Genomic DNA, 21,023 nt, shown 5'->3' with positions numbered 1-21,023 from the left:
ACTTGTTCTTACAGGATTGAAAACCCTATTTTGCGCTAAACAATGAATCTGCCATTTTTTATATCTAAGCGCATAGCAAAAGAATCGACCGGTTCCTTTTCAAGTATTATCAACAGAGTGGCTGTGGTCAGTATAGGACTGGGGTTAGCGGTTTTGATAATTGCTTTTATGGTCCTCTTCGGATTTAAAAAAGTAATTCGAGATAAGGTGTACAGTTTTAGCGGCCATTTGATAGTTAATAAGTACACGCTTTCAACCTCTTTTGAAGAAGGTTCCATAGTCTTAGATGAAGATTTAATTGATGCATTGAATAATTACCCGCGAATCACTTCATATCAACCGTATGCCATGAAGGCGGCGCTTCTCAAAACGAAAGAAGAGGTGCATGGAGTGATAGTGAAGGGGGTAGATAACTCTTTTGATACAGTCGGATTCAATAAGCATATCGTGGAAGGTAGACTTCCAAATTTTAATGCTGATAAATATTCAACTGAAGTAGCATTAAGTAAAAGAGTTTCAAATTATTTGGAGCTAGAAGTTGATGATGAAGTACTAATTTATTTTGTGCAAAATCCACCGAGATTCCGAAGATTACAAATCAGTGGAATTTATGAGACGGGACTAGAAGAATTTGATGAAAAGATAATTATTGGAGACCTAGATCTCGTTCGTCGAATTAATAGCTGGCCGGATTCATTGGCTGGTGGGGTTGAGATATTTTGTGATCTAACTCCTAGCCTTGATGATTACTTAGGCCTTTTGAGGCACAACCTCTCGAGCATTGTCAATTTAAGGTTTGACGAATACACTAATGACATTCAAAAATATATCTTGACAAAAGCTGAAAGTGAGCTGTTCAATATTCTTGATATAGACCTTTATGTAGATAAAGTCTATGATAGGTATGCTCAAATTTTCGAATGGCTCAATTTGCTTAATAGAAATGTCGTGATCCTTTTGGGAATAATCTTGTTCGTGTCTGGTACCAGTATCATCTCAATTCTTCTAATCCTTATTATGGAAAGGACCAAGATGATAGGGATGATGAAATCACTTGGTGCTACTGATAAGATGATAAGAAGCATTTTTGTCTACAATGGATTGAGGTTGGTGATGCGAGGGTTATTGTGGGGTAATGTAATCGGAGTTTCCATTGGATTGATTCAAGATCATTTCAAGATTATTCCATTGGATGCTGCTAATTACTATATGAGTCATGTACCAATCGTAATAGATATTTCGACCATTCTTTTTCTTAACATCCTCATTCTATTCTTGATTGGATTAACCCTATTGATACCTGTAGCATTTATATCTAAAGTGCAGCCAGTAAAGGCAATCAGGTTTGATTAGGCTATTGGTTCGTATTTTTTGAAGAGGCTTTTAATCTTCATTTGTAGCACTCCAAAAATGGCCTCTTTGAATATCCCCTTAGACATCTTAGATACCCCTTTTGTTCGATCGGTAAATATTATTGGTACCTCTACGATATTGAACCCATGTTTCCACGCATTGAACTTCATTTCAATTTGAAATGCATAGCCAATGAAATGGATCTTATCAAGGTCTAGCTTGTCAAAAACTCTTTTGTTGTAGCATTTGAATCCGGCGGTACTATCGCGAAATGGCATCCCAGTAATTAAGCGAACATAGAAGCTTGCGAAATAGCTCATCAACACCCTTCCCATGGGCCAATTCACAACATTTACGCCCGTCACATACCTGCTTCCGATGGCTACATCTGCGCCATTTTCACAGGCCTCAAGAAGTCGGATGAGATCGTTGGGATCATGAGAAAAATCAGCATCCATCTCACATATATAATCATACCCTTGATCTAGTGCCCATTTGAAGCCAGTAATATAGGCTGTTCCAAGTCCCAATTTGCCTTCACGTTCTATTAGAAAAATTCTCTCAGGCGCTTTTTCTTTTTCTTCTTTTACGATTTCCGCAGTTCCATCTGGTGATCCATCATCTACTACCAAAACGTCGAATGAAGGAGATATTACCCGTGCAACAGTTATGATGTCTCGGATATTTTCACGTTCGTTATAAGTAGGTATGACAACCAGATTTTTGGACATTCGTGGATTCCTTAGTTGGATTGATCTTCAAAAATATATGGAATTGATGAACGCAAGATGAAATTGAAGGTTAACAATGGTTAATATCCTAAAATTTTCATCATGGCATCACTTTCTTGTTCTTGAGCAAAAAGTTCATGCGAAATGTTTCCATGCTCATCCTTATCAATGATGATTTGTTTAGGAGCTGGAATTAGGCAATGCTGAATACCGCCATAACCGCCCAATGATTCTTGATATGCCCCGGTATGGAAAAATCCAAAATAGAGTGTTTCGTCCTTGTCAAATTGTGGGAGAAAAACTTCGCCAATATGAGCCTCTGAGTCATAGTAATCCATGCTATCGCAAGTAAGTCCACCTAGGTTAACTCGATGATATGGACTTTTCCAATGGTTTACAGGGAGCATGATAAACTTTTCATTCATACCCCAAACATCTGGCATATGGGTGATGAAAGACCCATCCATCATATACCAAAGCTCTTTGTCATTTTGAAGTTTTTGATCAAGGACGGAATAAATGGTCGCACCACTTTCTCCAACTGTATAGCTTCCAAACTCAGTAAATATATTGGGAACAGGAACATGATTCTTTTTACAAATCCATTGAATATTTTGGATGATTTGGTCAGCCATGTATTCGTAATCATATTCAAAGTGCAATGAATTCTTGATTGGGAAACCTCCTCCAATATCTACTGTATCTAACTCAGGACATATTTTTTTTAACTCGCAGTATTTGTAGATAAACCTGCTTAGTTCACTCCAGTAATATGCGGTATCTTTTATTCCTGTATTTATAAAGAAGTGAAGCATCTTCAATTTAGCCTTTGAATCCTTTATTTCATCGTTATAGTAGGGGATGATATCACGATAGCGAATCCCCAATCGAGAAGTATAAAAAGCAAAGTTTGGTTCTTCGTCTGCAGCAATTCGAATCCCTATTTGAAATTCACCCTCAACATTATTCCTATAGAATGTAAGCTCATTCAAATTATCCAATATTGGAATGCAGTTTTTGTAGCCAGAATTTAATAGTGATGTTACTTCTTGAAGGTAAAGAGGTCTTTTGAACCCATTACAAATTATGTAATGATCCTTTGTGAGTTTACCGTTCTTTTCCATGCTTCTAACAATAGGAATGTCATAGGCAGAAGAAGTTTCGATGTGTGCATTATTTGATAGTGCTTCTTCTACAACAAACTTGAAATGTGAGCTCTTGGTGCAATATGCGTATGTATAGGTGCCATCGTAATTGTTCTTCTTAATGGCATTTTCAAATATTTCATAAGCATACTTGATGTTCTGCTCAATCTTTGGAAGATAGCTCAACTTCAATGGAGTGCCATATTCGTTTATGATCTCCAAGAGATTGACTCCATGAAAGTGAAGACAATCTTTTTCAACCTTGAACTCATCGGTTGGAAAATGAAAGGTTTGGTCAATTAGGTCAGCATATTTTCTCATTGGCGACTAGAAAAAATTCGATGCAATTATCAATTAAAATCAGGATTCTTAAAAGCAAAAGAAGTTTGATTTATGATTTTACCAAAATACATCCATTGGGAAGTTGAATAGTTTCGACAGCGAGGCGGAAACCATGAATTTAAAGGTTAATTTTGCGTGAATTTTTCAACAACATGATCACCGTAAAAGTACTTGACGAAACAGCCCCCCTAGAAGCAGTCATTTTAGGAATAGCGGATAGTATGGGAGGAGTCCCAAAATTTGAAAAGACCTACGATCCTAAATCCAAGGAACACATATTAGCCGGGACTTTTCCAAAAGAACGGGATCTGGTTAAAGAAATGAATCAAGTTGCTCAAGTCTTCGAAAAACATGGCGTGAAGGTTTATCGACCGGAAAATATTGATGGGTTAAACCAAATTTTTGCCAGAGACATTGCTTTTGTTATTGGAGGTAAGCTTGTGGTGCCGTGCGTAACACCAGAAAGAAAATTAGAATCTGACGGCATCCAATATGTCATAGATCAAGTGGATGAGGTGTTACTTCCAGATGAGCACGAAAGAATGGAGGGTGGCGATATCATGCCTTGGAAAGATTACATTTTTGTTGGGTATTCGAAAGAAGAAGATTTTGAAAAGTATACGGTATCGAGAACAAATGAAGCTGCCGTTGAGTATTTGAAAAGAAATTTCTCGGATTATAAAATCAAAGCATTTGAGCTTGTAAAATCTGATGATGACCCTCGTGAAAATGCCTTACACCTTGATTGTTGCTTTCAGCCAGTAGGGCAAGACAAAGCTGTGATATATCGTGGTGGTTTTAAAAACCCTGAAGATGTAAAGTTCCTTGTGGATTATTTTGGAGAAAACAATGTGTTTGAGATCTCCAAAGATGAGATGTATGAGATGAATTCAAACTTCTTTTCGATTAGCCCAGAAGTTGTGATTTCAGATAGCAGCTTTGTACGACTAAATGATCAGCTGAGAAAGTGGGGATTGACTGTAGAAGAAGTTGAATACCGCGAGACTGCAAAAATGGAGGGCTTGCTTAGATGTTCCACTATGCCATTGAGAAGAACTTATGAGTAATCAAATTACCAATGACCTGATGATGATTCGACCTGTTGCGTTCCGTATGAACGAACAAACAGCGGTCAATAATTATTATCAAAAAAATGAAGCAGACGCAACCAGTGATCAAATTCAGAAAGAGGCACTTGATCAATTTGATCAATTTGTAGAAGTGTTGAGAGCTGAAGGGGTGAATGTGACTGTTTTTGATGATACGCCTGATCCGGCAACTCCGGACTCTATTTTCCCCAATAACTGGATTTCTTTTCATGAAGATGGAAAGCTGCGTCTCTATCCTATGTATGCTGAAAATAGAAGAGTTGAGCGGAGAGAAGATATCATCGATGGTTTGAAGCAATCATTTTCAATTGGAGAAGTGGTGAGCTTTACTCAATGGGAAGAAAAAAATGCATTCCTGGAAGGTACTGGTAGTCTGTTGCTTGATCGACAAAACAAGATTGCATATGCTGCAATATCAGAACGAACAATGCCGGAAGTGCTTGAGGATTTTTGCAGGGAGGCCGGATATAAGCCAGTAAAGTTTCATGCACTACAGACAGTCGAAGGTCAGCGTTTGCCAATTTATCATACAAATGTAATGATGTGTCTAGGTGAGAAATTTGGTTTGGTCTGTTTAGATAGTATTGATGATATCGATGAGCGCACAAATCTTATTTCTGAATTGGAAGATTCTGGTAAAGAAGTTATTGAAATAACTGAGGAACAGAAAGAACAATTTGCAGGCAATATGCTTCAAGTATTAGGTAGCAATGATCAACGCCTTGTTGTCATGTCTTCAGCAGCCTATAATTCATTGAATGATGAGCAAAAGAATAAACTTTCTAACCATGGTAAGCTAGTGCATAGTGATATTCATACGATTGAGAAACTTGGAGGAGGTAGTGCTAGATGTATGATGGCTGAAATTTTTAATCCTAAGAAATAAAGAATCGAGCGAGAAATGCTGGACAAGAAAATACAAGAAGCCTTATCAATGGCTTTTAGCAAACTTTACAACCATGAGCTACCTGCTTCAGAGGTAAGCCTTCAGCCTACTCGAAAGGAATTTGAAGGTAGTTATACGTTCGTGGTTTTTCCATATTTAAAAGTCACGAAAGGAAAGCCTGAAGATTCAGGAGCACAGATTGGAGATTGGCTTAAGGCTAATACTGACTTTGTTGCAAATTTTAATGTAGTAAAGGGTTTTTTGAATCTGGAGGTATCAGATCATACTTGGGTGGAAACATTAAGTAGTATGGATGCTGAAAACTTTACGGGGACACTGTCTGCGAATGGTGAAAAAGTTATGGTTGAGTTTTCCTCACCGAATACGAACAAACCCCTTCATCTAGGTCACCTGAGAAATAATTTTCTCGGAGACTCTGCAGCACGAATATTAGCAGCAAATGGATATGATGTCAAGAAGGTAAATCTTGTTAATGATAGAGGGGTGCATATATGTAAGTCGATGCTAGCATATCAGAAGATGGGCAACAATGAGACACCAGTAGAGGCTGGTATGAAAGGTGATCATTTGATTGGGAAGTACTATGTGAAGTTCGATCAAATGTATAAAGAAGAAATCAACGAATTAGTTGGGGATGGTGCTGATCCGGAGGTTGCAAAAAAAGAGGCTCCTTCAATAAAGGAGGCCCAAGAAATGCTTCAAAAGTGGGAGAGTGGTGATCAAGAAACGGTTGCACTATGGGAAAAGATGAATGGATGGGTATACGAAGGATTCGATCAAACCTACAAAACCATGGGAATCGAATTTGATACCATGTACAAAGAATCCAATACCTATTTGTTAGGAAAAGAGCTTGTGGAAGAAGGACTCAAAAAAGAGGTGTTCTTCAAAAAAGACGACGGATCTGTATGGGTTGATCTTTCAGATGAAGGAATGGATGAGAAGTTGGTTTTAAGAGGAGACGGGACCGCAGTATACATGACTCAGGATATGGGTACTTGTGATATGAAACACAAAGACTTTCCGTTTGATAAGTCTGTATTCGTAGTTGGAAACGAACAAGACTACCACTTCAAGGTTCTTTTTGCAATCATGAAGAAGTTGGGTAGGTCATATGCGGAAGGATTGTATCACCTATCATATGGTATGGTAGATCTTCCTTCAGGTAAAATGAAATCGAGAGAAGGTACTGTTGTAGATGCTGATGATTTGCTTCAAGAAATGTTTAATACTGCTGAAAAACATACCAGGGAACTGGGCAAAATCGAGGGGATGGAGAATGCAGAAGCAGAGCAATTATATAAAACACTCGGACTGGGGGCACTAAAGTATTTTCTGCTTAAAGTTGACCCAAAGAAGCGAATGCTATTTAATCCTCAGGAGTCAATTGAATTTCAGGGGCACACTGGTCCATTTATTCAATATACTCATGCAAGAATTTCTGCAATCTTGCGAAGAGGTAAGTCATTAGAAGTCAAGTCGACATTTAACCCTGCTGAGGTGGGAGAACTAAACAAAAGAGAAGTTGATTTGATTTTCAGAATTACTGAGTATACCAAGGCATTGAGAGAAGCAGCTAAAGAATATTCACCTGCAGTTATTGCTCAGTATGTGTATGATCTGGCAAAAGACTACAATGGATTTTATCAAGAGGTGCCTATTTTTAATGAATCGAATAAAGACACACTAGCTTTTCGCATAGCGCTATCTTCGATGACTGCAAAATTGATCAAACAAGGGATGAGTCTATTAGGTATCGAAGTGCCTGAACGCATGTAATATGAAATCTTGGATCAAAGCCTTTAGATTAAGAACATTACCGCTGGCCATTTCAGGTTGGATGGTAGGCATATCTATTGCGGCTAATCAGGTTGGCGTTAATATTATTCTCGCTGCTTTGACTTTACTTACAGCGATTTTCTTGCAGATCTTATCCAATCTTGCCAATGATTATGGTGATGCATCTTCTGGAGTAGATAAGGAAAGGAAAGGTGAAGAGAGAATGGTGAGTTCTGGGAAGATTACGCCACAAGCTATGAAAAGAGCGATGTTGGTTTTTGGCCTTCTTTCATTCATTTCAGGAACGGTTTTAATTAAGTTGGCCTTTCCCAGCGACTGGCTTTCAGCATTTATCTTTTTAGGAATAGGCCTGATAGGAATTGTAGCTGCCATAAAATATACGGTTGGTAAAAATCCGTACGGTTATGTAGGCTTTGGTGATATATTCGTTTTTATCTTCTTTGGTATCGTTCTAGTCTTTGGTACATATTATTTGCAGGTACAAGAACTCAATTGGATGGTGTTGTTGCCATCTACTTCTTTAGGCTTGTTTAGTGTGGGAGTATTAAATGTCAATAACATCCGAGATATAGAAACGGATAAAGCTGCAGGAAAGCAGTCTATACCTGTTCGATTGGGGCGAAAGAAAGCAGTGGTATATCATGCGATTTTATTGCAAGGAGGGATGATCGCATCTGTTGTTTTTGTTCTGCTAAATTTCCAATCATACTGGCCACTCATATTCGTGGTTATCAATTTGCTTTTCTTTAAAAACATTAAAGCTGTTAGTGGCAAGCCTCTAAATGAATTAGATCCGTACCTCAAGCAGATGGCCATCTCTACATTCTTATTCTCAATTCTTTTTTCTATTGGGATAGGTCTTATATAACTATCATTTTGACAAATGATTGGAATTATCAGGGAATTTTCAATCCATAACAATCATTAGTCTTTTATCTAAATTGGTAAAATAAAACAGGATAGTTATTCTTGTTGGCGTGCATATCACACAGAAATACGATCCCATGAACTTTTACCAGAACCAAGAGATTATTTTCGATTCCGACTATTCGCCTACAGAACTCGAATTTAATCAGGGCAGAAAACTGAACGACTTAGTATCTGATATTGATTCAGAAGATATTGAAGATATCTACTACAAAGGTGAGAAACGAAACGAACCACTTAGTGAAAAATTTGAGAAGTTAAAACAGAAAAACGGTTGGATACATTTTAAAAATGGTACATCCTTCAATATCAAAAAAGGTAGGATTAATGATGTGAAGCTCAGGAAATCTTCAATTGATAGAATAAGCTCATTGAACGTTAATTCAGTAACGAAAAAACTAGGGCAACCATCAAAAATAGAACATGATTTTATTACCTATGTTTTTGATCAAGTGGACGAAGGAGATATATTTCATTATAAGAAATTAGGACTATACATTCAGTTTGACCCAGAATCTAACAAAGTAAAAGAACTGAGAATTAAGTAACGCAACGCCAACAAAATGTATGAGGCATGTGCCTGCATGCATTCTAGAATCTGCATCTGATTACGACCGTGAGTCTGCCACTGAGAAAGATATTTGCTGTTTGGGAACTTCAGCTCGAAGGAGTTTTTCACTTCACAACTCAGTGCTTTCTTCAAACTTTGGAAGCACCGGCTGACTTCACTACTTTAGTGCTATCCATGAAGTGAGAGCACACGCCTCATACATGGGCGTTTGTTTCATACGCTAACATGTTAAACTTTTGAAATTAGGACACTACATAATATTCATCTTGGGTTTCTTATATACAGGAGCTCAGTCATTTCAGGCAGTAATCCAAAAAGGTCATGGTGAAGTAGTGAAGTCTGCTAAGATTACTACGGATGGTAAGTACCTAATTTCAGCAAGTCGAGATAAAACAGTCAAAATATGGGATGCTGTTTCCGGCAAAGAAATACGATCACTCATTGGACACGATCATACGATAAACGAATTTTCACTTCATAAAAACAAGCTGGCAACTAGTAGTGCCGATGGGACTGTTGGTATTTGGGATATAACAACGGGGGAGTGGTTATGGCAAAGTGACAAGTTTAGAGAATATGTTACATCGGTATCATTTAGCCCTGATGGAAAATTATTAGCTGTTGGAAGCTATGCAGACTCAATATCAATTTTCAACACCCATGATTACAGCCTCAAGAAGAAAATTAAGGCAAACTCAGATAGAGGTGTAGGATATGGAGTGAATGTTAAATTTAGTCCGGATGGTAAATACCTCGCGGTGGGAGAGGACAACCGTGCGGCAAAGATTTATCGAATTGATGATTGGTCTTTGGTGCATGATTTTAAACCAGAATCAGGATGGTGTGGAGGATGCGGAACACTAACAGCATTTAATAACGATGAGATGCTCAAACTATCCAACGGAACAACCTTCACAAAATATGATCTAACAAATGGAGCTAAACTTTGGGAAGGCGAGAAGGAATTCAAAGATATTTCTGGAGTAGAATTCAGTAGTAGCGGTAAATATTTTCTGGCCTCTGACGAAGATTCTGTTTTTCTTTTTTCCAATAAATCCGGAGATATCATCAACAAGTGGAGCGCAAATGGAGAAATTAGTGAAGCTTCATTTCATCCAATCGAGGATCAAATAATTATAGCTATTGACAAGTTTGTTTTGGTGACAGACTTTCAAGGTAATGAGATAAGGCGCTATGACGGGATTTTAAATAAGTCAAGTACTGGCTTGGACTACGATCTAGGCAATTATTGGCAGCATTACATAGCTAAATGGGTCAAATATAAATCAGCAAGGAGTCTTGAGGATAAGTCCATATTTATTGGTAAAACGGGAAATAAGGCCAGAAAATGGGATGTGAAAGGAGCGTCTATTGAAATGGAGTACTTAGGTCATGAAAAAGGAATTCTTTGTTTTGAGCGCATTGGAGAAGGTGTAATTGCAACTGGAGGAGGAGATGGAAAGATTATTATATGGGAAGAGGGTTCCGGAAAAATCGTGCAAAAGATTAATGCACATCGAGAACCTATTTTCGATATTGCTTTGAGCAACAATGGGAAATGGCTAGCCAGTGCTGCCTGGGACGGTGTTGTGAGTATATGGAATACTTCAACTTGGGAACGATACAATTACTTTTATAATGAAGGTGCTTCGACCTATACACTGGATTTTACAGATAATGATGCATACTTGGTTCTCGGTATGTTAGATAAGTCTTTGAAGCTCTATCAAATCGAAACTAAGAGGTTTGCAAAAGAATTTATTGGACATACAGACAATGTTACTTCTGTACAAGTAGAAGGAAATGAAATACTATCAACTAGCTGGGACGGAACAGTAATACTATGGGATTTGTACAGTGGCTTGATTAAAAAGAGAATCTACGCGAATAAACCAGTGTTCAAGGGATTGATAGTTGATGATCAAATTATTTCCGTTGGTGCAGATCGTATGATCAACTTTTGGGATAAAAGCAGTGGAGAAATAAAAAACTCCCTTTCGGGGCATCAGGCCGCAATTAATGGGGTAGATATTGCAAATAATTTGATGATGACATCTGATGTGGATGGAGTCACTAAATTTTGGGACTTGGATGCAAACAAAGAACTCTTTGAGCACATTCAAATTGGGAAAAATGATTGGATGGTGAAAACTCCTGATGGCTATTTTGATGCTACTGATGATGCTGTTTCCAACATTCATTTTGTGAGAGGCATGGAGGCAATAGGCGCAGATCAATTAATGGATGAATTTTATGTACCAGGTTTGGTGGAAGATATTTTTAGTTCTAACCGGGCAGGTAAGAAGTCAATGGGTAAAATTCTTGAGCAAGATCCTCCACCTGTTTTAAAGCTATCGGGTTTGGTGCAAGACGAAACTGCAAAATTGTATCTCAAAGCTGAGGATATGGGAGGTGGTATCAAAGAAGTAAGACTTTTTCACAATGGACGTAGAGTTTCTTTAGAACCTCAAGTTCAAAAAGTCCGGGCGGATAAGAATGCCAAAATCTATACGATTGAGTTTCCGCTGGTGGCAGGCCATAATGAATTTGCTGCCATTGCCTCTTCGGAGTCCAATTTAGAATCGAATAGAGCTTCAGTGACTCTTTTTTCTGACTCTAAGGTGCCAGGTAGCACTTGTCATATTCTGGCGGTTGGTATCAACGAATATCAGAATGAGTCACTCAACCTAAACTATGCCAAAACCGATGCCGACTCGTTTGCAAGTCAAATGAAAAAGCAAGGGCAAGAAATATACTCAAGTGTAGTCTTACATCAGATCTATGATCGCGAAGCAACTAAAGAAAATATTCTAAAAAAGGTAGAAGAGTTGCAAAGCAAGATTTCCGTCAATGACGTATTTGTATTCTACTACGCAGGTCATGGAAGTATGATCGATGGTAAATTTTACCTTGTATCGTCATCAGCAAGCAGACTTTATGATGGTGATAAAATGAATGACTTTGGTATTGAAGCTTCGGTATTACAAAAAGCAATGCTTGAGATAAAGGCTTTAAAACAACTTATCGTCATGGATGCATGCCAGTCAGGCGGGTCAGTCGAGATTTTGGCACAAAGAGGAGCACCAGAAGAAAAAGCCATTTCGCAGCTTTCTAGAAGTTCTGGTATTCATGTAATGGCGGCTGCAGGAAGTGAGCAGTATGCTACTGAATTTGAAGCATTGGGACACGGATTGTTTACATATGCGCTTTTGAAAGGACTTTCTGGAGCGGCTGACGGAGCACCAAAAGATGGAAAGGTTACTATCTATGAACTCAAAGGATATTTAGATGATCAGGTGCCGGAGTTGAGTATTTTACACAAGGGAAGCCCCCAGTATCCGCATACATTTTCCAGAGGTCAAGATTTTCCAATCGTGATTGTAGAAGATTAAATTTTCTTGCCCAAGTGTAATAAGTTCGTGAATTGAGGAACAAATAGGTAAACGATCTCAATCATGAAAAAAAATTCAAAACCTAATTGGTCAAAAAGATTTCTAATTGCGCTTGGCCTTTTCATTGGCTTATTTGTAGTAACTGATGTTCGTGCGCAAAAGCTTGACAATACGCTACTGTGGAAAGTAGAAGGTGATGACATTCAAACATCTTATTTGTTTGGAACTTTTCATATGCTTCCGCAAGCTGATTTCGTTTTAAAGGAAAAGGTCAAGAAAGCTTTCAACCAAGCAGAGAAGGTCGTAATGGAGTTGGATTTTGATGATCCGAATATGCAATCTGAAATGATGAAAAACATCCAAATGAAGGGTGGTGTTACATTAGATCAGTTGATGTCTAAAGAAGACCTAGAGATTTTGAATTCTCAACTCCAAGAGGCTGCAGGACTCACTACAGCGCAAGTCAATACATTCAAGCCGTTCATGGTGGAAACATTCCTGCTTCCAACATTTATTGAAGGTACACCTGCTAGTTATGAAATCACCTTTGTTCAAATGACAATGAATAAATCAGTACCTATTGAAGGACTTGAGGAGGTTGCCGAACAAGTAAATGTCTTTGATGAAATCTCTTACGAAAATCAAGTCGAAGACCTTTTAGATATACTTAAGAACAAAAAGAAAATGAAACGACTTTTAAGAAAGATGATAGTGCTATACAAAAAAGAGAATATTAGAAAATTATACTCGAAAAGTAAAAACTATTTTAATGAAAATGAGATCGAACTCCTTTTACACAATCGCAATGCCAACTGGATAGAAAGAATAGCCAATCACTCAAAAGAGAAATCTACCTTCTTTGCAGTTGGTGCTGGACATCTAGGAGGCGATAAAGGCGTAGTAAAACTTCTCAAGAAAGCTGGATACACAGTATCCCCCGTCTTCGATTGATGCTGTGCTATTAAATCTTAATCACGCCATTTCTGTATAAGTCTAGTGCTTGATTAAGAAGATGTTCAATAATTCCTATTTCTAGATCCTTTGAAGGGTTGATTCTTAGAATTTTCATTCTAGCACGAGATCCTGTTTCTAGATCTGAATGTTGAAGGTGCTTACCTTCTACAAAGAGAATATATGGCTCAAGTGTTTTCTTGTCTACCCACAAGTAGCAAAACATCTTACCATGGAAGCAAAAGCAAGGCATACCATATTTTTTTGTTTCAGTTACTCCGGAATCTTGATTAAGAATTATTGTTCTTAAAGCAAGTAAACAGCTCTTTTGAGGTTCATCTTTATTTAAGTAAAAGCCGTCTAGGTTATCATTCATAATAGAACTAAGGGTAAGATTGTAGTGTGAAAAATTAAAATTCAGGAATCTTAAATTTTTTTTAACCGTAAGTGTAATAAATTAGTTATTCCTGGTACTAATAAGGTAAACACCTGAACTAATGAAAAAATACATCAAAAAATCAAAGAATATCCAGATAGCCATTGTCGCGCTTGGATTGCTTGTGAGCGGTGTGATAATGGTGCAAGGTATTAATCACAATCAGGAAACAGTTGCAAATAAAAGTTCTTTAGAGAGTTTTAAAAATACGATCAAAGAAAACAAGAGCTTAATTGTGAATTCATATTTACTTGGCGTTTCTATTTTCAAAGAAACCTCAGACTAATTCTTCCCTTTTCGGTTCTAGACATCCTCATAATTCTAAGTCACAAGCAAGTGTCCGTATTTTAATAGTAAGCCTTTTAGTGCTCCTCATTTCTCATAGTCTAAGCTGACATTTTTCATAGCCTATATTGATTTGTTTCTACTTTATAGTAACAAATATTTTTTAGTGTCGTATAATACTGCAAAATAGAAACTAATAGATTTATGAAAGGCACTAACCTCGGTGAATTTGAAGAGCTACTTCTACTTGTTGTGTTAATACTTCAAGAAGAGGCATATATGCTTAGAATCAAAGATGAGATTAAGAAACAAGTAAATCGATCCATTTCGATGGGGGCATTGCATACGACTTTGGCAAGGCTAGAAAAGAAAGAGTTTTTAACGTCGGAATTGGCTGGAGCGACAAAGGAAAGAGGGGGAAGAAGAAAAAGAGTCTATGAACTTACGGCTGATGGAAAAGTCGCATTAAATGAGGTGAAAGAGATGCGAGCCAACCTGTGGAATCAAGTGCCATCATTTGATCTTAAGATTTCACATGCTTGATTCTAAGAAGCCACCGAAGTTTTCAATGAACTTGATACGTTGGTTTTGCAAAGCAGAACTCGTTGAAGAACTGCAAGGTGATCTGGTACAGTATTATTCAGAATTGGATCGCAAATTAAAAGGACTAAAGTATTGGTATCAGGTATTTAATTATCTCAGGCCATCTACACTCAAATCATTCAAAAACTCAATCAATCGACCTATGTTTATTTTCAATCCACTACTTACCCTGAGAAATTTGTACAGACATATTTCAACCTCATTGATTAGCTTATTTGGTTTTACAATGGGGCTGGTAGCTACTATTTTTCTCTACTTCTACATTTACTCGGAAGTAACTACAGACAATTATCATTCAGAAGGTGATAAAATCTATCGGGCTGTTCGCGTAGCTAGTTTAAATGGATCTCCATATAGGATAGGAGTAACATCTGCACCCTATGCAAAGGCATTACTTAATGATTTTCCATCAGACATTACTGAAGTCACAAGAGTAGTTGCAGATGAAGGTTTGGTCACTTTTGACGATAAGAGTTTCAATGAAAGAAGGATCATTTTTGTAGATCCCAACTTCTTTGATTTTTTTTCATATCCACTTCAGGCAGGCAGTTGGGAAACAGCACTTGCTACTGGTAAATCAGCCATATTGACAAAGGAGTCGGCTCAAAAATATTTTGGTGATTCTGACCCCATCGGAAAGATGATCAAGGTGGATAATGAGTATGAATTTATCGTTTCAGGAGTATTAGAGGAGTTACCAGGAAATACACATCTTGATTTTTCAGTAATACTCACAATTGATATTTTAGAAAGTTTCGATTGGTTTGATGGATGGTGGAATAATAGCTTGAATACATATGTGAAAGTTGCTACGCCGGCACTTGCGTCGAATGTTGAAAGTCGTCTTCAGGAATTTATGATGAAATATATGGGTGACGATTTTGAAAGAGCTGGTTCTAAGGTTGATCTTGAGTTAGAGCCATTGAGAGATATCTATTTCAACAATGAAACACGATATGATTTTTCAAAACATGGAAGTTTTTCATCTATTCTCACATTAGGGGCTGTTGCTATTGCGATATTATTCATAGCATGTTTCAACTATGTCAACTTATCGATCGCTCAGTCTTTCATGAGAGCTAAAGAAGTTGGTGTTAGGAAAGTGCTGGGTGGATCTAAATCACGACTGGTTTTTCAATTTCTGACTGAATCTTTAATGATTCTATTTTTTTCAATTGCCATTTCTATTGGTCTTTGCGAATTAATACATCCTGTGTTTAATTCATTTTTCGGGCTAAATGTAGAGTTAAACTGGTTAGACGCTAATGTTTTGATTTTCTTTGGTACGTTGATCGTGGTTATTCTAGTGAGTTCAGGTGTTTATCCTGCAGTCCTACTATCATCCTTTAAATCTGTTACTATTCTGAAAGGAAGTAAGTTAACCTCGGGGAAAAACGTAGGACTTCGAAAAGCTCTAGTCATTACTCAATTTGCAATTTCTATCTTTCTAATAGTGGCTTCCATGCTCATTTCAGTTCAGACCAACTATTTGAATTCTAAAGATTTAGGCTTTGATAGAGAAGCAATCGTACTGGTAGATTTGAACAACACCGATATTCGAACCAACAGGGAACAATTCAAAGACAGATTACTTGCAAATTCGAATATTCTAGGTGCTACGATGGTTTCCGGAGAGCCTGGCGGCTTTCATGATGCATCAAGTTTTGCAGTAACCGGCATTGAAGAAAATTACAGGATGAGGACGCTTTTTACTGATACTGATTTTTTCAATGTATTGGGTATTGATATAGTAGCAGGGAGGAATTTTTCAAAAGACTTGGTGACTGACGAGGAGTATGTGATGATTCTAAATGAGCGGGCAGTCGAAGAACTTGGAATTTCACCTGAGGAGGTAATCGGCAGAAAAGTGACAATGCCAGGTTGGGATGTGAATGATGCGCCAGTTATTGGTGTTGCAGCAGATTATCATTTCAGTACGCTTAAGGATGAAATCGAACCCTTAGCTATTATTTCGGGACGCTACCATCGTAAAATGGCAGTGAAAATTAACATGGCTAACATGAAGGATGGACTCCTTTTTATAGATCAAACCTTCACTGGTATTGCTCCTGAATATCCAATGTCGTATCAGTTTTTGGACGATAGCCTGAAAGATCTTTATGAAAAAGAACAACAGCAGGCCAGAGTGTTTACCACATTTTCTGCGCTATCGATATTTCTTGCTTGCCTCGGCATTTTTGGACTTGCCACATATGCAGCTCAACAACGCCAGAAGGAATTGGGTATTAGAAAAGTTTTGGGAGCAACTGCTAGACAGATCATTGGGCTTATTTCTAAAGAGTTTGTTTTGCTGGTGCTCATTGCATCTATCATAGCATTACCAACAGTAGGATACTTTATTCAAAAATGGCTGGGAGGCTATGCATATCGAATCCAAATGCTGGATCACTGGTATATATTTTTATTTGGCGGCGGAGTTACCATTCTCATTGCTCTTGCAACCGTGTCAATAAAGACGTTTAGAGCGGCAATATCCGATCCTACCGAAAGTATACGAAACGAATAAAAAACAAAGTAGCCTTCAAAGAGGCTACTTTTTACTTATCCTTTTCAACGGGACAGGTCCTAAGACCAAAAGGGGCATATAGGGGACAAAAGCTAATAAAGCTTGTAAGGGCAAATACAATGGCAAGTACAACCAAAACAATTCCCCAAATGCCTGAGATCACATTGGTAAAGAATAATGTTCCTATTATAGCAGCGATAATCAGTCTAATGATACGATCTGCCGATCCCATATTCTTTTTCATAACACTTGGATTAATTTGATAAAAATTCAACTAGTAGAACCAATCCATATATGATACTGATGCATACGATGCACACACCGATCAATTTTGAAACTTTGTCTCGATTCATGTTTCAAATGTATGGGAGTCATATCTTGGAAACAGTGACTTTAGTCACCACCTAAGATTTCAATGGAGCTGCTATGTTGAAGTACTTTTCCCTCGTTTTCTAACTTCTTCATAACACGTGATACAACTTCTCTTGCCGTGCCAAGTTCGCTTGCAATTTGTCTGTGTGACATCTTGATAGGGTTTTGATTCGTAACACGAGAGCGCTCCTTGAGGTAATCAAACAACCTGATATCCATTTTATTTGAAAGCACATGACTTATTGTATCAAGCAGCTCGCTATATCTTAGATCATACTGCTGATAAAACAATGTATTGATGCTGGGGAATTGACGTACCCATTCGGAAACGCTATCTGATGGTAGTAGTAAAATTTCTGAATCTTCCTCTGTTATAGCGTGAATCCTGCTCGGATCGTTCTTGAGGCTTGCAGCAAAAGACATGATACAGCTTTCTTTTGGCCTGATGTAGTAGAGCAGGAGCTCTTTGTCACCAAACTTAGAAACTACCTTTAGTAGTCCGGAGAGTACAATAGGTATCACTTTGACGTATTGTCCCTCTCGCAATATCTCTGTCCCTTTTGGTACTTGCATAGTAGAGGATGACTCTTCAATCCTTTCAAGAAGTTCTGGGTTTAGAAATGGAAGTGACTCTCGCAACCTGTTCATGGTGTTAAATATAGCAGATGATGAAACCAAGTGACAATGCCTTCACAATTGTAACGTTAGTTAGGACATCAAATTTCTAAACGTACTTGCTAAATAGTTGGCACTCTGTACGGCACCTTCCATATATCCGGGAAATTGAGACGAAGTTTCTGATCCAGCTATGAAAAACCTTCCATCCAATATTGGCTCTAGGTATATAGGATCACCATTATTCTGGTGAGGGTAAATGTCATGACTGTAAGATGAATATGTTAAAGGATCGTTTCTCCAGACCTTTTCCTCGTAAGAGATGTAGTCCTTGGCATGATCTCCATAAAATTTAGAAAGCTGATCAATGATAATTTTAATCCGCTCTTCTCGAGTGATTGAAAAATAAGCCGGATTTACGAAGCCTTTCAAAGCAAATAGAGATTCTTCAAAGTGTGAATGATCATACATTTCTGGGATTGGTCCTACGTTGCTGAAAATCGTTCCACTACTCTCTTTCCAAAATGGCTTTTTATAAGTCAGCCCAACCTTTATTGATTCACCCATCCAAGTATGAGTCTGCTTCATGATCATTGCAATATGTGTGGGTATTGCAGGATTTAAACTGACTGAATTCAACAATAGGTTTGGAGGTATGGTAGAAACAACAAATTTCGCTATGTAATCTTGGGTACTAGATCCAACCCTGATTTCTTTTCCTTCTAGCTTTATTGATTTAACATGTTCATTTGTTTGTAACTCTACGTTTGTTCCTAAGCTTTCTTTTAATTTATTGACAATAGTACTAGTGCCATTCTTTATTCTATAGCTGGAATCGTCGTTGTTTTTTGGAAGTTTAACAAGTTGAGGAGAGCTGATGGAATTAGGTTCATAAAAAGCATACTCTCCTATATGTTGTTCGAAAATATCAATATTGAGTGAGTCAATGAGGCTATTTAATTCTGTATGCTTATTACCAAACCAAGTGGCTCCCATTTCTAAAGTAGTTTTACCACTTGCTTGATAGGTTTGAATACGACCTCCAATTCTAGATCTTGCTTCTAAGATCTGAATCTGAAAGTCCGTATCTCTTAACAAGTGTGCTAACGTCAATCCTGTTAGCCCAGCACCAATTATGATTATATCGCTCTGCTTTTTCCCCATTTTTTATGTAAATGGAAGGCTCTAGATTCTACTTTGATAGGTGTATAGTTCGAAATACCTTCCTTCTTTAGCAATTAACTCATCATGGTTTCCACGCTCAACAATCTTACCTTCCTCAATCACTAAGATCTGATCGGCTTTTCTGATAGTACTTAGTCTGTGCGCAATAACAAAAGTGGTTCGATCTTCCATTAGTCCATCAAGACTCTTTTGAATGAATGTTTCACTCTCAGTATCCAAATTCGATGTAGCCTCATCCAGGATAATAATTTGTGGATCGGCTAACAATGCACGTGCAATTGATATTCTTTGCTTCTGACCACCAGAAAGTTTAACGCCTCTTTCTCCAATCACTGTTTCTAGTCCATCTTCAAATCGATCGGTAAATTCATTTACATAAGCACCTTTTACCGCTTCTTGAAGCTCCTTTTCGCTAGCATCGGGCCTTGGAAATAGGATGTTTTCACGTATCGTACCTTCAAATAGGAAATCATCTTGAAGTACTACTCCCAGATGTCTTCGATAGCTCGATAGATTTACTTTATTTATATCCTGGCCATCAATTGTAACAGAGCCTTTTTGAGCACTGAGGAATGTAGCCGCTAAGCTGGCAGTGGTAGATTTTCCAGACCCAGAACTTCCTACAAGCGCTGTAACAGAACCGGGAGGTGCCTTAAATGAAATACCTTTCAATACCTCTTTACCTTCCTCATATGCGAATGATACATTATCAAAGACAATATCACCTTTAACTGCCTCAAGCTTTATTGGACGATCTTCAGACATGTCTTCAGGGTCCATTTTCATTATCTCTTCAGTTCTGTCTAAGCCTGCAAATGCTTCAGTGAGCTGGCTTCCAATATTGCTCATTTGAACGATTGGTGCAATCATAAACGCCAGTAGTGAGATGAACGATATTAACTCACCGGATGTAAGCTGATTTTCAATCATGAAATAACCACCCATTGCCAATATACCTGCACTTGCAAAACCTATTAGAAATGTTCCAGAACTAGTTACCACAGCTGTTGCAGTTAGACTCGACTTTACATTCTCATAGAGTCTTCGTGCTCCATCTTCAAATGTCTTATTCTCTGACTCCTCCGCGTTAAATCCTTTTATTACACGTACACCATTTAGTGTTTCTGTAAGCCTTCCTGTAACTTCAGCATTAAGTTTGCCTCGCTCTCGAAAAATTGGTCTTATCCTGCCAAAAGCTTTGAGTGCTATAAATGCAAACAAACCTACCGGTACCAATGTGAAGAGCGTCATCGAAGGACTGATGTTTATTAGAAGAATTAAAGCTAGAACTGATGTGATTGTTCCTCCAATAAGCTGGACGAGTCCGGTTCCCACAAGGTTCCTGACACCTTCAACATCAGTCATAATTCTTGATACAAGAGCTCCAGCTTTGTTATTATCAAAGAAATTTATTGGTAGCGATAAGACCTTTTTTTGGACTTTGACTCTCAATTCGGAAATTAGAAACTGCGCTTCTACGCTCAATATTCGAGTTAGGAGAAAAGAAGATATTGCTTGTACTGCGAGAGAGATGACAATCACAATGACGATCAGCTTAAGCATTTCAAAGTCTTTGCTAGGTACAGCATCGTCAAGAAGGTATTTGGTAGCAGTGGGTAAGACAAGACCGGCAGGCCTACTTATGAAGATCAATAATAATCCAATGAAAAGTGTTTTTCTTCTTGGCCAAATGATATTTTTAACGGCCCAGGCAAAGGTTACATTTTTGTTTTTACTCATTTGGTTGGTGTAACTGACATTTTAGAGAAATG

18 protein-coding genes are annotated in these 21,023 nt (G+C 37.9%); 11 read left to right on the top strand and 7 right to left on the bottom strand.

The features are described 5' to 3' along the window. The first annotated feature begins 42 nt into the window (after nt 1-42). The gene (locus tag ACY650_RS00245; RefSeq protein ID WP_462250542.1) at nt 43-1,353 is read left to right on the top strand and encodes an ABC transporter permease; all 1,311 of its coding nucleotides are present in this window, start codon (nt 43-45) and stop codon (nt 1,351-1,353) included. Here the strand turns inward: ACY650_RS00245 and ACY650_RS00240 are convergent. Continuing rightward, the gene (locus ACY650_RS00240) at nt 1,350-2,084 is read right to left on the bottom strand and encodes a polyprenol monophosphomannose synthase (protein ID WP_462250540.1); all 735 of its coding nucleotides are present in this window, start codon (nt 2,082-2,084) and stop codon (nt 1,350-1,352) included. The genes ACY650_RS00245 and ACY650_RS00240 overlap by 4 nt on opposite strands. 80 nt (nt 2,085-2,164) lie before the next feature. Further along, nucleotides 2,165-3,550 carry a type III PLP-dependent enzyme domain-containing protein gene (locus ACY650_RS00235; protein ID WP_462250538.1) on the bottom strand — a complete coding sequence of 462 codons (1,386 nt, stop codon included), beginning with the start codon at nt 3,548-3,550 and terminating at the stop codon, nt 2,165-2,167. 173 nt (nt 3,551-3,723) lie between these two features. Between ACY650_RS00235 and ACY650_RS00230 the strand changes: the two genes are divergently transcribed. From ACY650_RS00230 to ACY650_RS00200, 7 genes are all read left to right on the top strand, one after another. Next, nucleotides 3,724-4,638 (top strand): dimethylarginine dimethylaminohydrolase family protein, encoded by a 915-nt coding sequence (locus tag ACY650_RS00230; RefSeq protein ID WP_462250536.1) that lies wholly within the window; start codon nt 3,724-3,726, stop codon nt 4,636-4,638. Continuing rightward, nucleotides 4,631-5,566 (top strand): citrulline utilization hydrolase CtlX, encoded by a 936-nt coding sequence (gene ctlX, locus ACY650_RS00225; RefSeq protein ID WP_462250534.1) that lies wholly within the window; start codon nt 4,631-4,633, stop codon nt 5,564-5,566. Before ACY650_RS00230 ends, ctlX begins: the two co-directional genes overlap by 8 nt. A gap of 15 nt (nt 5,567-5,581) precedes the next feature. After that, nucleotides 5,582-7,366, top strand: coding sequence for an arginine--tRNA ligase (argS, locus tag ACY650_RS00220; RefSeq protein WP_462250532.1), 1,785 nt, complete (start codon nt 5,582-5,584; stop codon nt 7,364-7,366). A gap of 1 nt (nt 7,367) precedes the next feature. Then, nucleotides 7,368-8,255 (top strand): 1,4-dihydroxy-2-naphthoate octaprenyltransferase, encoded by an 888-nt coding sequence (menA, locus tag ACY650_RS00215; protein ID WP_462250530.1) that lies wholly within the window; start codon nt 7,368-7,370, stop codon nt 8,253-8,255. 136 nt (nt 8,256-8,391) lie between these two features. Then, nucleotides 8,392-8,862: a hypothetical protein gene (locus ACY650_RS00210; RefSeq protein ID WP_462250528.1), complete on the top strand. Its 471-nt coding sequence runs from the start codon at nt 8,392-8,394 to the stop codon at nt 8,860-8,862. Nucleotides 8,863-9,121: 259 nt separating this feature from the next. Further along, nucleotides 9,122-12,277, top strand: coding sequence for a caspase family protein (locus tag ACY650_RS00205; RefSeq protein ID WP_462250526.1), 3,156 nt, complete (start codon nt 9,122-9,124; stop codon nt 12,275-12,277). A 63-nt stretch (nt 12,278-12,340) separates the two neighbouring features. Continuing rightward, entirely contained in the window at nt 12,341-13,228 is an 888-nt protein-coding gene (locus ACY650_RS00200; RefSeq protein ID WP_462250524.1) for a TraB/GumN family protein, read from the top strand. Between the two features lie 10 nt (nt 13,229-13,238). On the opposite strand, the gene ACY650_RS00195 is transcribed toward ACY650_RS00200, so the two are convergent. After that, nucleotides 13,239-13,604 carry a DUF1801 domain-containing protein gene (locus ACY650_RS00195; RefSeq protein WP_462250522.1) on the bottom strand — a complete coding sequence of 122 codons (366 nt, stop codon included), beginning with the start codon at nt 13,602-13,604 and terminating at the stop codon, nt 13,239-13,241. 121 nt (nt 13,605-13,725) lie between these two features. Between ACY650_RS00195 and ACY650_RS00190 the strand changes: the two genes are divergently transcribed. From ACY650_RS00190 to ACY650_RS00180, 3 genes are all read left to right on the top strand, one after another. Beyond that, nucleotides 13,726-13,950 (top strand): hypothetical protein, encoded by a 225-nt coding sequence (locus ACY650_RS00190; RefSeq protein WP_462250520.1) that lies wholly within the window; start codon nt 13,726-13,728, stop codon nt 13,948-13,950. 203 nt (nt 13,951-14,153) lie between these two features. Continuing rightward, nucleotides 14,154-14,492 carry a PadR family transcriptional regulator gene (locus ACY650_RS00185; protein WP_462250518.1) on the top strand — a complete coding sequence of 113 codons (339 nt, stop codon included), beginning with the start codon at nt 14,154-14,156 and terminating at the stop codon, nt 14,490-14,492. Next, nucleotides 14,485-17,079: an ABC transporter permease gene (locus ACY650_RS00180; protein ID WP_462250516.1), complete on the top strand. Its 2,595-nt coding sequence runs from the start codon at nt 14,485-14,487 to the stop codon at nt 17,077-17,079. The genes ACY650_RS00185 and ACY650_RS00180 overlap by 8 nt, the downstream gene beginning before the upstream one ends. A 31-nt stretch (nt 17,080-17,110) precedes the next feature. On the opposite strand, the gene ACY650_RS00175 is transcribed toward ACY650_RS00180, so the two are convergent. From ACY650_RS00175 to ACY650_RS00160, 4 genes are all read right to left on the bottom strand, one after another. Then, on the bottom strand, nt 17,111-17,323 hold the full coding sequence (locus tag ACY650_RS00175; protein WP_462250514.1) for a YgaP family membrane protein: 213 nt from the start codon (nt 17,321-17,323) through the stop codon (nt 17,111-17,113). Between the two features lie 149 nt (nt 17,324-17,472). Continuing rightward, the gene (locus ACY650_RS00170) at nt 17,473-18,099 is read right to left on the bottom strand and encodes a Crp/Fnr family transcriptional regulator (RefSeq protein WP_462250512.1); all 627 of its coding nucleotides are present in this window, start codon (nt 18,097-18,099) and stop codon (nt 17,473-17,475) included. A 60-nt stretch (nt 18,100-18,159) separates the two neighbouring features. Further along, nucleotides 18,160-19,230: a flavin monoamine oxidase family protein gene (locus ACY650_RS00165; RefSeq protein ID WP_462250510.1), complete on the bottom strand. Its 1,071-nt coding sequence runs from the start codon at nt 19,228-19,230 to the stop codon at nt 18,160-18,162. 21 nt (nt 19,231-19,251) lie between these two features. Further along, a complete protein-coding gene (locus ACY650_RS00160; RefSeq protein WP_462250508.1) occupies nt 19,252-20,991 on the bottom strand; it encodes an ABC transporter ATP-binding protein in 1,740 nt (579 codons plus the stop codon). Nucleotides 20,992-21,023 lie beyond the last annotated feature (32 nt).

The sequence above is a fragment of the Ekhidna sp. genome, assembly GCF_963691765.1.
Lineage (GTDB): Bacteria > Bacteroidota > Bacteroidia > Cytophagales > Cyclobacteriaceae > Ekhidna.
Note: the sequence above shows the minus strand (reverse complement) of the source record. Positions and strands in the feature narration are given on the sequence as shown.

What these genes read in the sequence shown, in the direction of transcription:
- ACY650_RS00195 (WP_462250522.1), bottom strand. Translation starts at nt 13,604, where the DNA reads ATGAATGATAACCTAGACGGCTTTTACTTAAATAAAGATGAACCTCAA.
- ACY650_RS00165 (WP_462250510.1), bottom strand. Translation starts at nt 19,230, where the DNA reads ATGGGGAAAAAGCAGAGCGATATAATCATAATTGGTGCTGGGCTAACA.
- argS (WP_462250532.1), top strand. Translation starts at nt 5,582, where the DNA reads ATGCTGGACAAGAAAATACAAGAAGCCTTATCAATGGCTTTTAGCAAA.
- ACY650_RS00240 (WP_462250540.1), bottom strand. Translation starts at nt 2,084, where the DNA reads ATGTCCAAAAATCTGGTTGTCATACCTACTTATAACGAACGTGAAAAT.
- ACY650_RS00185 (WP_462250518.1), top strand. Translation starts at nt 14,154, where the DNA reads ATGAAAGGCACTAACCTCGGTGAATTTGAAGAGCTACTTCTACTTGTT.
- ACY650_RS00245 (WP_462250542.1), top strand. Translation starts at nt 43, where the DNA reads ATGAATCTGCCATTTTTTATATCTAAGCGCATAGCAAAAGAATCGACC.
- ACY650_RS00235 (WP_462250538.1), bottom strand. Translation starts at nt 3,550, where the DNA reads ATGAGAAAATATGCTGACCTAATTGACCAAACCTTTCATTTTCCAACC.
- ACY650_RS00170 (WP_462250512.1), bottom strand. Translation starts at nt 18,099, where the DNA reads ATGAACAGGTTGCGAGAGTCACTTCCATTTCTAAACCCAGAACTTCTT.
- ACY650_RS00230 (WP_462250536.1), top strand. Translation starts at nt 3,724, where the DNA reads ATGATCACCGTAAAAGTACTTGACGAAACAGCCCCCCTAGAAGCAGTC.
- ACY650_RS00180 (WP_462250516.1), top strand. Translation starts at nt 14,485, where the DNA reads ATGCTTGATTCTAAGAAGCCACCGAAGTTTTCAATGAACTTGATACGT.
- ACY650_RS00190 (WP_462250520.1), top strand. Translation starts at nt 13,726, where the DNA reads ATGAAAAAATACATCAAAAAATCAAAGAATATCCAGATAGCCATTGTC.
- ctlX (WP_462250534.1), top strand. Translation starts at nt 4,631, where the DNA reads ATGAGTAATCAAATTACCAATGACCTGATGATGATTCGACCTGTTGCG.
- ACY650_RS00175 (WP_462250514.1), bottom strand. Translation starts at nt 17,323, where the DNA reads ATGAAAAAGAATATGGGATCGGCAGATCGTATCATTAGACTGATTATC.
- ACY650_RS00210 (WP_462250528.1), top strand. Translation starts at nt 8,392, where the DNA reads ATGAACTTTTACCAGAACCAAGAGATTATTTTCGATTCCGACTATTCG.
- ACY650_RS00200 (WP_462250524.1), top strand. Translation starts at nt 12,341, where the DNA reads ATGAAAAAAAATTCAAAACCTAATTGGTCAAAAAGATTTCTAATTGCG.
- ACY650_RS00160 (WP_462250508.1), bottom strand. Translation starts at nt 20,991, where the DNA reads ATGAGTAAAAACAAAAATGTAACCTTTGCCTGGGCCGTTAAAAATATC.
- menA (WP_462250530.1), top strand. Translation starts at nt 7,368, where the DNA reads ATGAAATCTTGGATCAAAGCCTTTAGATTAAGAACATTACCGCTGGCC.